Here is a 13,314-nt window from a genome sequence, read left to right on the forward strand (position 1 = left end):
TGGGAAAGGCGATGCTATCCCATTAACATCCAGGTTGCCGGTAAAGCAGCAACCAGTAACAGTCCGATTAAGGCCATCTCGCGGCGTTTAAGTGCGTTTTCCAGCTGATGCGTGCGGCGTGCATAGATAAACACCAGCAAACCCGGTGCATATAACACTACAGACAGCAGCAAATGCATAGGCCCGGAAGCATACAACAACCACAGACCGTAAATACAGGCTCCTACACCCACAACATAGTGCGCCGGGCGTGTGGCGATTTTTAACAAATACGCGCCCACTAAGAAATAGGGTACCAGAATCATCTCTGAGGCGATGGTCAGCAGAGTGTTATAGTCAGAACCTGTGAGCCAGATCAGCACCAGACAGACCTGCACGCTGATGTTAGTCAGCCAGAGTGACGCAGACGGCGCACTGTTTTTGTTCTGACGGGCAAACAGGCGTGGAAACGCCTTATGCGTAGAGGCCAGGAACGGGACTTCAGCGGCCATGATGGTCCAGCTCAGGTAAGCGCCACAGACGGAGATGATCAGCCCCGCAGCAATTACCACGTCGCCCCAGGGACCAAGCATTTTTACCATCAGTCCTGCCATTGATGGGTTACGCATCCCGGCCAGCTCAGGGCGAGCTACCACGCCCAGCGACAGCAGCGTCACCAGCAGATAGACCCCCAGCGCGGCCAGTACGGCCAGCAGAGTTGCACGGCCCACATCGCGTTTATTGCGTGCCCGGGCGGAAACCACGACCGCGCCTTCAACACCGATAAACACCCACAGGGTGATGAGCATCGTGTTTTTCACCTGCTCCCAGACAGGTACGCCCAGCGCAACGCCGGTGAAATCGAGCTTAAATACGTCCATACGGAACGCAATAAAGGCCAGCACGATAAACAGACCAAGCGGGACCAGCTTCGCGAGGGTTGCCACAAGGTTAATACTGGCTGCTGTTTGTACGCCACGTAAAACCAGCCAGTGAACGAACCACAGCAGTACCGAGGCACCCACAATAGACTGCCAGGTGTTACCATCGCCAAAGAGACGCAGCTCAGGCGTGTCGGTAAAGAAACTCAGCGCCGAGAAGACGATCACCAGATAGGAGACGTTGGCGATAACCGCGCATAACCAGTATCCCCAGGCGGAGCAGAAGCCAATCAGCTCACCAAAACCTTCACGTGCATAGGTGAAAATACCGCCGTCCAGATCCGGTCGGATGCGGGTCAGCAGCAACATTGCGAACGCCAGCAGCAATATCCCAACGCCGGTGATAACCCAGCCAATGAGGAGTGCGGCTGGGCTTGCCACCGCCGCCATGTTCTGCGGTAAACTGAATACGCCCGCGCCCAGCATTGAGCTTAAAACGAGTGCAGTCAGAGCACTCAGGCCAAGTTTCTTTTCCATTGGCTTCCTGTTATGAAAAGTCCAAATCCAGAATAATTATTTCGCACAGGCGCATAAAAATGGTGGATCACACTAAGGCGCGGGATTTTACGGAGTGTAACGAAAGCATGCAATGACGTGTGGCAGAAATTCAAAAAAAGTAACAAAAAAAGGCGGCATTGCGCCGCCTTTGATCAATGATTTTGTTACTTGTAGAGATCGGCGCTGATCGTCACGTTGTTGCCACGTTCCTGCCACTGGCGGGTGATGTGGTAGTATTTCGCCCCTTTCTTCGCCGCACGCTTCGCGACCTGATAAGAGACTTCCGTCATGTTGCCGTAGTTGCCGGTAAACTTGATGCTGTCGAACGGCACCATCTGCGCAGCAGTGGCGTTGTTCAGCTCTTCAATTTTGGTACCGTCTGGCAGCGTCACGGAATAACGGCCACCTTTCGTGGATTGCGTTTCGAAGAAACGGCCCACTTCAGCGCTTGGTGCAGCAGATGTTGCTACGCCAGGGATTTCAACTTTCTTCGCTGCCTCACCGCCTTTCGCGATTGCCGCGCGGCCTGCTTCGGAATCAGCCGGGATAACATCCGGACTTTGCAGAACACGTTTTTTCGCATCTTCTTTATAGATGAACGCGGTAATGCGCTGGTTGCCGCCCTGGTTAGCATCCACCTGACGCACGATATAGAAAGAATATGCACCTTTCTCTTTCGCCGCTTTGGTGATGGCATCGTTCACTTCAGGCTGGCTGCGATAGAAGCCCTGAACGGTGACGGTGTCATAAGGTTCCAATGCGATCGCTTGATCTTTTGGCAGTTCAACGATGCCATTAATCACGCGATTTTTCGGTGCATCAGCTTTCGGTGCATTGTCTTTGAACAGCGCAATCGTTACGCGCTGATTACCGCTGTTGCCATAATCAGACTGGTCAACGACGTAAAACGAGGCCGCACCATTTTTATCGGCGGCTTTTGATGCGGCGGCGACGGCATCGCCAATGGAATTGTAACGACCCACAATGACCGTATGGTCAAAAGGTTTTAACGCTGCCGCTTGCTCCGGCGTTAACTCTGTTGCGGCATTCGCAGACAGGGCGGTCGCACAGAGAAGTGCGGACGCCAGGAGTGTGTTCTTAAGCTTCATAAAAATAATCCTTCGCCTTGCGCAAACCATGTACTGGTATTGTTGTTAATTTGAGACGGTCCCGATTATGGCATTTAAAACCTGTCGCTGTCTGCGGCATTTTTCACTGCCAGTGCTTACTGAATCACCGAATTCGATAACATTTAGTGATATGTTGAAAAAACAGACGTTTGACAAGTAAAACTGATAAAGCTTATGACTTTCACAAGTTAATTTAATGTTAATAACTTGTTCTCTTATGGCGCTATATCATGTTTTTACCGCTTCGCTTGCGCGATTTATCGGCTTCGACGATGAATTTAAGGTAAATATCACTGTCAGTGACGCCGATCGCTTATTTTTCACAGATAAAGTAAGAAATAGTGTTTTCTGGCGGTAGATCACGGGCGCTATTTTCAGTAGGTTATAGACAGTTTGTTACTGTTTTATTTTCCGGGGTTAATCATATCTCGTCGCTATTGTGATGGCGAAAATTGATACAAACCGCGGGCATTTATCGACAAACCATCATCAAAAACCGATGGAAGGGAAAACTATGCGTATTGGGGTACCAAAAGAACGGTTAGCCAATGAAACCCGCGTAGCGGCAACACCGAAAACGGTGGAGCAACTGCTTAAACTGGGTTTTACCGTCGCGGTTGAAAGCGGCGCAGGCAAACTGGCGAGTTTCGATGACGAAGCCTTCATCCAGGCTGGCGCGGAAGTGGTGGACAGTGCTGAAGTCTGGCAGTCACCGGTGATTCTGAAGGTGAACGCACCGGAAGAGAGTGAGATTGTGCTGCTCAATCCAGGTACGACGCTGGTGAGTTTCATCTGGCCTGCGCAAAATCCTGAGCTGATGGAGAAGCTGGCGGCACGTGGCGTGACCGTGATGGCCATGGATTCTGTGCCGCGTATTTCGCGTGCCCAGTCGCTGGATGCCTTAAGCTCCATGGCAAACATTGCCGGCTACCGCGCCATTGTTGAAGCGGCCCACGAATTTGGTCGCTTCTTTACCGGTCAAATCACTGCGGCGGGTAAAGTCCCTCCGGCGAAGGTGATGGTGATTGGCGCGGGCGTTGCGGGTCTTGCTGCAATCGGTGCAGCAAATAGCCTGGGGGCTATCGTGCGCGCGTTTGACACCCGTCCTGAGGTTAAGGAACAGGTTCAAAGTATGGGTGCCGAATTCCTTGAGCTGGACTTCAAGGAAGAAGCAGGCAGCGGCGATGGTTACGCGAAGGTCATGTCTGAAGCCTTTATCAAAGCCGAAATGGAACTCTTCGCCGCCCAGGCGAAAGATGTCGATATTATTGTCACCACTGCGCTTATCCCGGGTAAACCCGCGCCGAAGCTGATCACCCGTGAAATGGTAGATTCCATGAAGCCGGGCAGCGTGATTGTCGACCTGGCGGCGCAAAACGGCGGTAACTGTGAATATACCGTCCCGAATCAGGTGACCACGACCGCGAACGGCGTGAAGGTGATCGGTTATACCGATCTGCCAGGCCGTCTGCCAACGCAGTCTTCTCAGCTGTACGGCACCAACCTCGTTAACCTGCTGAAACTGCTCTGCAAAGAGAAAGACGGCAACGTCACCGTTGATTTCGACGATGTGGTCGTACGTGGCGTTACCGTGGTTCGTGAAGGTGAAATCACCTGGCCTGCGCCACCTATTCAGGTTTCTGCTCAGCCTCAGGCTGCACCGAAAGCGGCACCAGAACCTAAAGAACCCGCCAAACCCGCTTCTCCATGGCGCAAATACGCGATCATGGCGCTGGCGATTATTCTGTTCGGCTGGCTGGCTAACGTTGCACCGAAAGAGTTCCTTGGCCACTTTACCGTCTTCGCGCTCTCCTGCGTGGTGGGTTACTACGTGGTGTGGAACGTTTCCCATGCCTTGCATACGCCACTGATGTCGGTCACCAACGCCATCTCGGGGATTATCGTGGTTGGGGCGTTACTGCAGATTGGTCACGGCGGCTGGATCAGCTTCCTGAGCTTTGTTGCGGTGTTGATCGCCAGTATCAATATTTTCGGTGGTTTCACCGTGACTCAGCGCATGCTGAAAATGTTTCGTAAAGGCTAAGGGGTAGCATATGTCTGGAGGATTAGTGACAGCCGCATACATTGTTGCTGCAATCCTGTTTATTTTCAGTCTGGCGGGGCTTTCCAAACACGAAACGTCTCAGCAGGGTAATAACTTTGGTATCGCCGGGATGGCGATTGCACTGATTGCCACCATCTTTGGGCCGGACACCGGCAACGTTGCGTGGATCCTGGTGGCGATGATCATCGGTGGTGCGATTGGTATTCGTCTGGCGAAACGCGTTGAAATGACCGAGATGCCGGAGCTGGTTGCGATTCTGCACAGCTTTGTCGGTCTGGCGGCGGTGCTGGTAGGCTTCAACAGCTACCTGTACCACACCCCGGGTCTGGAACCGATTCTGGTGAACATCCACCTGACGGAAGTGTTCCTCGGAATCTTCATCGGTGCGGTCACCTTCACCGGCTCCATTGTTGCGTTCGGTAAACTGCGCGGGAAGATCTCGTCTAAACCGCTGATGCTGCCAAACCGTCATAAGCTGAACCTGGCGGCGCTGGTGGTGTCGTTTGTGCTGCTGGTGGTCTTCGTGCGTACCGAAAGCGTGGGTCTGCAGGTACTGGCGTTGCTGGTGATGACCATCATTGCGCTGGCATTCGGCTGGCACCTGGTAGCCTCCATCGGTGGTGCGGATATGCCAGTGGTTGTCTCCATGCTGAACTCCTACTCCGGTTGGGCGGCTGCGGCGGCAGGTTTTATGCTGAGCAACGACCTGCTGATCGTCACCGGTGCGCTGGTGGGTTCTTCCGGTGCGATCCTGTCTTACATCATGTGTAAAGCGATGAACCGTTCGTTCATCAGCGTTATCGCCGGTGGGTTTGGTTCTGATGGTTCCTCGACGGGTTCTGACGAAGAAGTGGGTGAGCACCGCGAGATTAACGCGGAAGATACTGCTGATATGCTGAAAAACTCGCATTCGGTCATTATCACCCCAGGCTATGGCATGGCGGTAGCACAGGCTCAGTATCCGGTCGCGGAGATCACTGAGAAGCTGCGCGCGCGCGGGATCAAGGTTCGCTTTGGTATTCACCCGGTGGCAGGGCGTCTGCCAGGTCACATGAACGTACTGCTGGCGGAAGCGAAAGTGCCTTACGACATCGTGCTGGAAATGGACGAGATCAACGATGATTTCGCCGAGACCGACACCGTGCTGGTCATCGGTGCTAACGACACCGTTAACCCGGCGGCGCAGGACGATCCGCGTAGCCCAATCGCCGGTATGCCGGTTCTGGAAGTGTGGAAGGCGCAGAACGTCATTGTCTTCAAACGCTCCATGAACACTGGCTATGCCGGGGTTCAGAACCCGCTGTTCTTCAAAGAGAACACCCATATGCTGTTTGGCGACGCCAAAGCCAGCGTGGATGCTATTCTGAAAGCGCTGTAAGTTGTACTAAATGAAAAAGCCGCCAATTCTGGCGGCTTTTTTATCCCCAAACGCTGTTTAATCGTCTTCCGGGTCGTCCATCTCAACCGGCGTCTGGTACTCATCCGGTTTAATGACCAGCAGGTCACAACGCAGATGGTCGATCACCTGTTCGGCGGTATTGCCGAGGAATGCGGCAGAAATACCGGTTCGACCAATGGTGCCCAGCACGACAATCCCGGCCTGCAAATGTTCGGCTAAATCCGGGATAACCTCTTCAGGCAACCCTTTTTCCACGTGGGTCATTTTCTCATCAATGCTGAATTTCTGGCGCAGCGCTTTCATGGCCAACAGGTGCTGACCACGGATGGCGTCGTTATACACGCTCGGGTCAAATTCAGGCAGTTCAATGGCGATATTGATCGGCGTCACCGGATACGCGCCAACCAGATGCACTTCGGTGTGGTTGACCTGTTCAGCGAGCTGGATTGTCTCCTTAACCAGCTTCTCGTTCAGCGCATTGTGGTAATCCTCTTCGCTGGCGAGATTGACTGCCACGACGGCCTTACCGCCTTCAGGCCACGGCTGGTCTTTCACCATCCAGACCGGGCAAGGGCATTTACGCAGCAGATGCCAGTCGGTAGGGGTGAAGATCACGGATTCCAGCTTGTCGTGCTGGTGCGCCATCTTCAGCAGCAGGTCATGCTCACCGGCAACGACTTCCTGGATAATGGCTTCGAAAGGTCGGTTATGCCAGACCACCTTAATATCAATAGGAACTCCCGCTTCCAGGTAATACTTCGCCTGTTCGCGGATCCACGCGGTACGCTGGCCGATCACTCCCTGACGCATAGCGGTGCGCTCGTCAGGCGACAGAAGGGTGGTCATCTCATATGAGAAGTCATAGATCGGCAAAAACGCTTTGATTTTGCCGCCAATCCGTTGATGTAAATACACAGCACGTCGTAATGCCGGCTGATCGTCCTGATTCGGATCGATAGCTACCAGCATGTTTTGATACTTTGCCATACAGGTCTCCTTACTACTGTCACCACAGTCTGTAATTAAAAGAGTAACCTATATATCCTGAATGAAACAGGGGGGAGGTTTTGCCAGATCAATAATTCATGAAAAATTATCAGAGGAAAAGAACGGTCGTTGTCACCGCAATAAATGCAATAAACAGCAACACCATCACTGCTATCGCAAAGGTCGTGGAATCCTGAACGTAGGTTTTTTCCTCCCCCTTCATCGGGCCGACAAGCATGATCCAGATGAAGATAAAGGTCACTGAGGCAATCACGACTGAAACGAAAAATAAACTTTCTCTCAATTCATAACCTCAACGAGAACCTTTTGGGCGCTGTGTGGGGACGTGCTACGGTGAAAATGTCAGATAACGGAAGTGTTAATATGCCAGACCAATAAATCAAGAAAATTTATTGGTCTGGCAATATACATATGGGCTTTATGCCACGTTACGGGCGTGCCCGGCAAGAACGGCCAGTGCTTCGCCGTTTTCGATCGTGATGTATTTACCCTTAACAGCCAGCATACCGCTTTTCTGGAAACGGCCCAGCAGACGGCTGATGGTTTCCACGGTCAGGCCCAGGTAGTTGCCGATATCGCCACGAGTCATGGTCAGACGGAATTCGCGTGGAGAGAAACCACGCTCAGCGAAGCGACGGGAGAGGTTGTAGATAAACGCAGCCAGGCGTTCTTCTGCATTCTTTTTGGAAAGCAGCAGGATCATGTCCTGATCGCCTTTGATCTCACCGCTCATCAGGCGCATCATCTGCTGGCGCAGATTAGGCATTTTTCCGGACAGGTCATCCAGAGTTTCAAATGGGATTTCGCAAACCATAGAGGTTTCGAGCGCCTGAGCAAAGCTCGGGTGGTGGCCAGTGCCGATGGCATCAAAGCCAACCAGGTCACCCGCCAGATGGAAGCCGGTGATCTGCTCATCACCCTGTTCGGTGATGGTGTAGCTCTTGATGGTGCCAGAACGGATAGCATAGAGCGATTTCAGTTCGTCTCCCGCTTTAAACAGCGTCTGCCCTTTCTGAATAGGCTTTTTACGCTCGATGATATTATCAAGCTGATCAAGTTCATGCTCATTCAGGGTAAACGGGATACAGAGCTGGCTGATGCTGCAATCCTGGCAATGGATAGCACAACCGCCAGACTGAATGCGTCGTATAATTCGCTTTTCCGGGATCATAGGTTTGCTCAAGCCTTAATTGATATTGGTCAATTTTAACATCTTTTTGGTAAGTACGTAAGCCTGGCAAACTCTCAATAAGAACAAGAGACGGCAATGTGCTGCCATCTCCTTGAAATTCCACAGCTTGATTATGGATTTTTAGCCTAACCGTTAGAAAATTAAGCACAAAAAGCCTGGGATTTACAGCAGAAGATACCCTTCGTGACGCAGTAACCACTCTTTGCGCTGTACGCCTCCGGCATACCCCGTCATGGTGCCGTTGCGGCCAATCACTCGATGGCAGGGCACCACGATGCTGACCGGGTTGGAGCCATTCGCGGCACCCACTGCGCGTGCCGCCCCGGCGCGGCCTAACTGCTCCGCGAGCTGGCCATAATGCATGACCTGTCCGCACGGGATAGTCCGCAGTGCTTGCCACACTTCGCGCTGGAAAGGTGTTCCGGCCGTGGCGGTGGGTAGGGTGTCGATGCTGCTGAGATCGCCCTCAAAGTACGCCGCAAGCTTGTCGCTCAGTCCACCAGGGTTGGTGGCACTGATACGTTCATACCCCTGTGAGCGGTAATGAATATCGAGCAGATCTTCCATGCGATCGCTGTGCTCTTCCCACTCAACGGCACGCAGACAAAACTGCTCGTCCGCGATCACCCACAGCGGCCCAAGCGGCGTCGCAATCTTATCTTCGAGTAATCTCAGCATCCTCGTTCCTTTAGTTCAGCCTCGGGTAGATCCCCGGTCCAATTGGCAGGCCGACAAGATACCACGCCACCAGCATGACCAGCCATACTCCTAAAAAGATAAGCGGGTAGGGCAAAACCAGCGAATAGTAGGTACCCAGTTTGGCTTCCGGTTTATAGCGCTGCAGGAAGCCTAAAAACAGCGGAACAAACGGTGATACCGGCGCCAGCGGGATGACGGAGGAGTCAGCGATACGGAACAGGATCTGGGCAAATGCCGGGTGGAACCCCAGCATCATAAACATCGGCACGAAGATCGGGGCCAGAATTGACCAGATGGCCGATCCGCTGGCGATGAACATGCACAGCAGGGATGACAGTAGCGCCAGACCGACAAACGCCGGGACGCCGCTTAACCCGGCAGCCTCCAGCGCGTCGGTCAGGCCGACGGCCATAAATTTGCCCATGTTGCTCCAGTTAAACATGGCGACGAACTGAGCCAGCGGGAAAACCATCACGATAAAGCCCGCCATCTCTTTCATCGGCTCGATCATCAGCTGCGGCAGATCGCCCTGACGGCGAATCTTGCCGGTAGCGATGCCATACGCGAGCGACACGACAAAGAAAAACAGAATAATTAGCGGCACAATGCCCTGAATAAACGGTGAGGGAAGAACGGTATGTTTAACCGGATCGCGCAATATGCCGTTTTCCGGCACCACCATCAGCGCCACCAGCGCGATAAAGGCCAGCGAGACCACGCCCGCCACGCGCAGGCCGAAGCGCTGTTCTTTGCTCAGGGTTTCCAGCTTTTCATCGCTGCGACCTTCCCATTTTCCCAGACGCGGTTCGATGATCTTATCGGTTATCAGCCCGCCGACAATCGTCAGGACAATGACCGAGCTTGCCATAAAGTACCAGTTATCGATGACGCTGACATGCATCGCGGGGTCGATAGTTTTCGCCGCCTCCGTACTGATGCCCGAGAGCAGTACGTCGGTAGTGACAATCAGCAGATTGGCGGTAAAACCGCACCCGACACCCGCAATTGCCGACAGCAGACCCGCTACAGGATGACGTCCGACTGCGAGGAAAATCAGCGCGCCCATGGGCGGCATAATGACCAGCGCAGCATCGGAAGAGATATGGCTGAAGAAGGCGATAAACAGCACCATATAGCTGGCGTAACGTGCGCTGACGTGAGAGGCCATTTTCACCATCAGGGCCGGTAACAGTCCTACGCGTTCCGCGAGCCCTGCACCCAGAACCAGCGCCAGAATGGCGCCAAGCGGGGCGAAACCGCTGAAGTTTTTGATGACGTTGGGTAAAAACCAATGCAGCCCGTCAACGCTGAGCAGGTTTTTTACCGCCACCAGGCTGCCGTCAGCCGGGCTGCGCACGCTCACGTCAAAGGCGGAGAGCACGGCAGTGGCGACCATTAAAATCAGAATCAGATAGATAAACAGCAGGAAAGGGTGCGGTACTTTATTGCCGATCCTTTCAACCCAGCCATAGAGCTTACCGGATGGGGAATGCGAAGGTATGGATGACATACTCATGGGCGTTCCTCGTGACTATTGTGTTGTTGTGTTGTGTTTTTTTATTTTAAAGGTGACGGTGTCACACCTTGTGGGATCGGACACACGTACGGTTTTTCTTGTATTTGTTGTTCGAACTCTTCCCGGCATTTTTTCAGCAGTTCTGCATCCTGTAGCAGATTTAGCGCGGTAGCTCCCATCACTTTTCCGGCCAGCAGCATGCCTTTATGGGCAATGGAGGTACGTCCCTGCGCCACCAGTTGCCAGGTGTGCAGCGGCGTGCCGACGGTAAAGCAGGGGCTGAAGCACTGGGCGACCGGCATTTTCCAGCTGACGTCGCCCACGTCGGTTGAACCCGCCAGCACGTTGTCGGTGATGGCATAGGGCGCGACTTCATCCACCAGCAGCGTCTCCTGGTGGCGCCGGGCAAAGGCCTTACCTGCTTCCCCACCTGTTGCAGCAATATTTTTCAGACTGTTTTGCAGATCGTTTGGCGTCAGCGTGGCGCGGATCTCGCGGGCAAAATCGCGCTCTTCGGTGGTCCATTCGGGCGTACCGTAGTGCTGCATTGCGCGATACATCACCGCTTCGAGCGTACGGTTCGGCAGGTAGCTGGAGCAGGCTTTATCAAAGCGGCACTCGACGGTGGTTTCGGTCATCATCGCTGCGCCCTGGGCGATTTTCCCAATGCGTTCATAGATCTGCTGCGCGTCGGCCATCTCCGGAGCGCGGATCAGGTACAACACTTCGGCCTGCGCCTGCACCACGTTGGGTGAAATGCCCCCGGTGTCAGTAATGGCGTAATGGACGCGCGCTTTCTCGATGATGTGTTCGTTAAGGAAGTTGGTGCCAGTAGTCATCAGTGTTACGGCATCCAGCGCGCTGCGTCCAAGATGGGGAGAGTTGGCCGCATGCGCCGCCACGCCGTGAAAACGCCAGGCGGCCTGAATGTTGGCCAGCGTACTGACGTTAAACATGCCAGCAAACGCTTCCGGGTGCCAGGTGACGGCGGCATCGACGTCATCAAACAGACCCTCACGCACCATAAAGGTTTTTCCGGAGCCGCCTTCTTCACCGGGGCAGCCGTAAAAACGCACTGTTCCGCTACCACCGTGTTGTTCCAGCCAGCTTTTTACCGCCATTGCCCCCGCAAATGCTGCGGTACCTAAGAGATTATGCCCGCAGCCGTGGCCGTTAGCTCCCGGCGTGGCGGATTGCGCTGCTGCACAGTGCGCCTGCTGGCTTAAGCCGGCCAGCGCGTCGTATTCGCCCAGCAGAGCGATAACCGGTTTCCCGCTGCCGAAGCTGGCGATAAAGGCATTCGGAATGCCACCCGCTTCACGGGTTAGCGTGAAGCCTTCGGCCTCCAGCGCACTGGCGAGCCGTTCAGCTGACCAGAACTCTTCAAAACGCGTTTCGGGATGATCCCAAATCTCGTCGGCAATATCGGTTAACATCCGACATCGCGTGTCGATCGCATCGGCAATAAAAGCGTAGTTCTCCTGCATCACACACCTCGCGTCCACGGGAAATTAAGCGCAGTCCGCGCCAGCGTTTCGATGGCAACAGCCATTATCTGCTCATCAAAGTCGAATTTTTCATTGTGATGTCCGGCGCTCAAATCCGTGCCAAACACCATATATGACGCCATGCCGCCGTTCTGCTGCACGCGGGCCATCATTAACGTGGCGTCTTCGGAACCCGCCGGGGCTTTAACGTTATCAATGGCATGCACCACGCCGGACACCTGGCCTGCCTGCTCGCGCAGATAATCGACCCAGGCGGGGGTGGGGGCGCTGGAGGTGGCGGCTCCCATCAGGCGTATCTCGGCCGTCACGCCATAGAGTGCCGCCGCGCCGGTGATGACAGACTGTGCCCGTTCAAAGACATACTGATTAATGGCTTCGCTTTCGCCGCGGGTTTCAACCTTGATCATCGCATTGGCGGGCACCACGTTGCGTCCGCTGCCCGCCTGCATTACCCCAACGTTCACCCGGGATGCACCTTCGCTGTGCGGTGCAATGCTGTGCAAGGCGATGGCGGCTTGCGCCGCGGCGAGCAGAGCGTTACGCCCGTCCTCCGGTTTACCACCTGCGTGTGCGGCAACGCCGGTAAAGTTCACGTCGAACTTGGTCGTCGCCATAAAGTTATCGCTGCCGCAGACAACCGTACCGGCAGGCACGCCGGTACCAATATGGATGGCCGTGAAATAGTCCACGTCGTCCAGCGCTCCGGCAGCGACCATGGCGCGTGCGCCGCGCGTCCCTTCTTCGGCAGGCTGGAAGATCAGTTTGAGGGTACCATTGAGTTGTGATTCACTCTGCTTAAGCACCTGTGCCAGTCCCAGACCAATGGTGGTATGGCCGTCGTGCGCGCAGGCGTGCATCATCCCAGGATTGCAGGAGGCAAATCCGTCGCGATACGGGCGGTGCCTGTCGTCGAGTGCTTCACTTAAATCAAGGGCATCCATGTCCACGCGAAACGCCAGAGTCGGCCCTGGTCGGCCGGTATTGAGGGTCGCTACAATCCCGGTAAATCCGCCTTCAAACGGCGCGAGCCATTTTTCAGGCGCGCCTTGTGCACGGGCTCGGTCAAACTCCCGCGCAAGGGTGTCGTCATCAGGCAGCCCCATACGGCTTTCGGCATCCACTACGTCGCGGCCCATCGCCAGTTCGTAACCCATTGAGTCAAGGATTTCCGCGACCTTCGCGGCGGTACGAAACTCCACCCAGCCGGATTCCGCAAAATGGTGAAAATCGCGACGCCATGCCCTTAGCTGCGGCGTTAATGTCTGGATGTATTGCGCCAGTGTGTCCATATCTGTTCCTGTTATCATTAAAATATGTGAACTGCTTCACGCTGTGATAGTTTTTACTTATCACTAACCGTTTTTTCACAGTTTTAACCG

General features: G+C 54.3%; 11 protein-coding genes. 2 read left to right on the top strand and 9 right to left on the bottom strand.

Annotation, left to right across the window (positions count from 1 at the left end; translation table 11 throughout):
• Window positions 1-14 precede the first annotated feature (14 nt).
• Together AAHF05_RS09825 and ydgH are read right to left on the bottom strand one after the other, a co-directional pair.
• Entirely contained in the window at window positions 15-1,397 is a 1,383-nt protein-coding gene (locus tag AAHF05_RS09825; RefSeq protein WP_129325321.1) for an amino acid permease, read from the bottom strand.
• A gap of 185 nt (window positions 1,398-1,582) precedes the next feature.
• A complete protein-coding gene (ydgH, locus tag AAHF05_RS09830; RefSeq protein ID WP_028017329.1) occupies window positions 1,583-2,527 on the bottom strand; it encodes a DUF1471 family protein YdgH in 945 nt (314 codons plus the stop codon).
• A gap of 535 nt (window positions 2,528-3,062) precedes the next feature.
• Between ydgH and pntA the strand changes: the two genes are divergently transcribed.
• Window positions 3,063-4,592, top strand: a complete 1,530-nt coding sequence (gene pntA / locus AAHF05_RS09835) for a Re/Si-specific NAD(P)(+) transhydrogenase subunit alpha (RefSeq protein ID WP_028017330.1) — start codon at window positions 3,063-3,065, stop codon at window positions 4,590-4,592.
• 10 nt (window positions 4,593-4,602) lie between these two features.
• On the top strand, window positions 4,603-5,991 hold the full coding sequence (gene pntB, locus AAHF05_RS09840; protein ID WP_028017331.1) for a Re/Si-specific NAD(P)(+) transhydrogenase subunit beta: 1,389 nt from the start codon (window positions 4,603-4,605) through the stop codon (window positions 5,989-5,991).
• A 57-nt stretch (window positions 5,992-6,048) separates the two neighbouring features.
• Here pntB and uspE read toward each other — a convergent pair whose 3' ends face one another.
• The 7 genes from uspE to AAHF05_RS09875 form a co-directional block, all read right to left on the bottom strand.
• Window positions 6,049-6,999 carry a universal stress protein UspE gene (gene uspE / locus AAHF05_RS09845; protein WP_129325319.1) on the bottom strand — a complete coding sequence of 317 codons (951 nt, stop codon included), beginning with the start codon at window positions 6,997-6,999 and terminating at the stop codon, window positions 6,049-6,051.
• A gap of 109 nt (window positions 7,000-7,108) precedes the next feature.
• The gene (locus AAHF05_RS09850; RefSeq protein WP_008500541.1) at window positions 7,109-7,303 is read right to left on the bottom strand and encodes a hypothetical protein; all 195 of its coding nucleotides are present in this window, start codon (window positions 7,301-7,303) and stop codon (window positions 7,109-7,111) included.
• Window positions 7,304-7,438: 135 nt separating this feature from the next.
• A complete protein-coding gene (fnr, locus tag AAHF05_RS09855) occupies window positions 7,439-8,191 on the bottom strand; it encodes a fumarate/nitrate reduction transcriptional regulator Fnr (protein ID WP_006174991.1) in 753 nt (250 codons plus the stop codon).
• Between the two features lie 183 nt (window positions 8,192-8,374).
• A complete protein-coding gene (gene ogt, locus AAHF05_RS09860) occupies window positions 8,375-8,890 on the bottom strand; it encodes a methylated-DNA--[protein]-cysteine S-methyltransferase (protein WP_049006287.1) in 516 nt (171 codons plus the stop codon).
• A gap of 10 nt (window positions 8,891-8,900) precedes the next feature.
• On the bottom strand, window positions 8,901-10,427 hold the full coding sequence (abgT, locus tag AAHF05_RS09865; RefSeq protein ID WP_129325317.1) for a p-aminobenzoyl-glutamate transporter: 1,527 nt from the start codon (window positions 10,425-10,427) through the stop codon (window positions 8,901-8,903).
• Window positions 10,428-10,468: 41 nt separating this feature from the next.
• Window positions 10,469-11,914: a M20 family metallopeptidase gene (locus AAHF05_RS09870; RefSeq protein ID WP_129325315.1), complete on the bottom strand. Its 1,446-nt coding sequence runs from the start codon at window positions 11,912-11,914 to the stop codon at window positions 10,469-10,471.
• Window positions 11,914-13,224 (bottom strand): M20 family metallo-hydrolase, encoded by a 1,311-nt coding sequence (locus AAHF05_RS09875; protein ID WP_129325313.1) that lies wholly within the window; start codon window positions 13,222-13,224, stop codon window positions 11,914-11,916. The genes AAHF05_RS09870 and AAHF05_RS09875 overlap by 1 nt, the downstream gene beginning before the upstream one ends.
• Between the last annotated feature and the right edge of the window lie 90 nt (window positions 13,225-13,314).

This window comes from Enterobacter adelaidei, assembly GCF_041937165.1.
GTDB classification, from domain to species: domain Bacteria; phylum Pseudomonadota; class Gammaproteobacteria; order Enterobacterales; family Enterobacteriaceae; genus Enterobacter; species Enterobacter adelaidei.

What these genes read in the sequence shown, in the direction of transcription:
- AAHF05_RS09825 (WP_129325321.1), bottom strand. Translation starts at nt 1,397, where the DNA reads ATGGAAAAGAAACTTGGCCTGAGTGCTCTGACTGCACTCGTTTTAAGC.
- ydgH (WP_028017329.1), bottom strand. Translation starts at nt 2,527, where the DNA reads ATGAAGCTTAAGAACACACTCCTGGCGTCCGCACTTCTCTGTGCGACC.
- pntA (WP_028017330.1), top strand. Translation starts at nt 3,063, where the DNA reads ATGCGTATTGGGGTACCAAAAGAACGGTTAGCCAATGAAACCCGCGTA.
- pntB (WP_028017331.1), top strand. Translation starts at nt 4,603, where the DNA reads ATGTCTGGAGGATTAGTGACAGCCGCATACATTGTTGCTGCAATCCTG.
- uspE (WP_129325319.1), bottom strand. Translation starts at nt 6,999, where the DNA reads ATGGCAAAGTATCAAAACATGCTGGTAGCTATCGATCCGAATCAGGAC.
- fnr (WP_006174991.1), bottom strand. Translation starts at nt 8,191, where the DNA reads ATGATCCCGGAAAAGCGAATTATACGACGCATTCAGTCTGGCGGTTGT.
- ogt (WP_049006287.1), bottom strand. Translation starts at nt 8,890, where the DNA reads ATGCTGAGATTACTCGAAGATAAGATTGCGACGCCGCTTGGGCCGCTG.
- abgT (WP_129325317.1), bottom strand. Translation starts at nt 10,427, where the DNA reads ATGAGTATGTCATCCATACCTTCGCATTCCCCATCCGGTAAGCTCTAT.
- AAHF05_RS09870 (WP_129325315.1), bottom strand. Translation starts at nt 11,914, where the DNA reads ATGCAGGAGAACTACGCTTTTATTGCCGATGCGATCGACACGCGATGT.
- AAHF05_RS09875 (WP_129325313.1), bottom strand. Translation starts at nt 13,224, where the DNA reads ATGGACACACTGGCGCAATACATCCAGACATTAACGCCGCAGCTAAGG.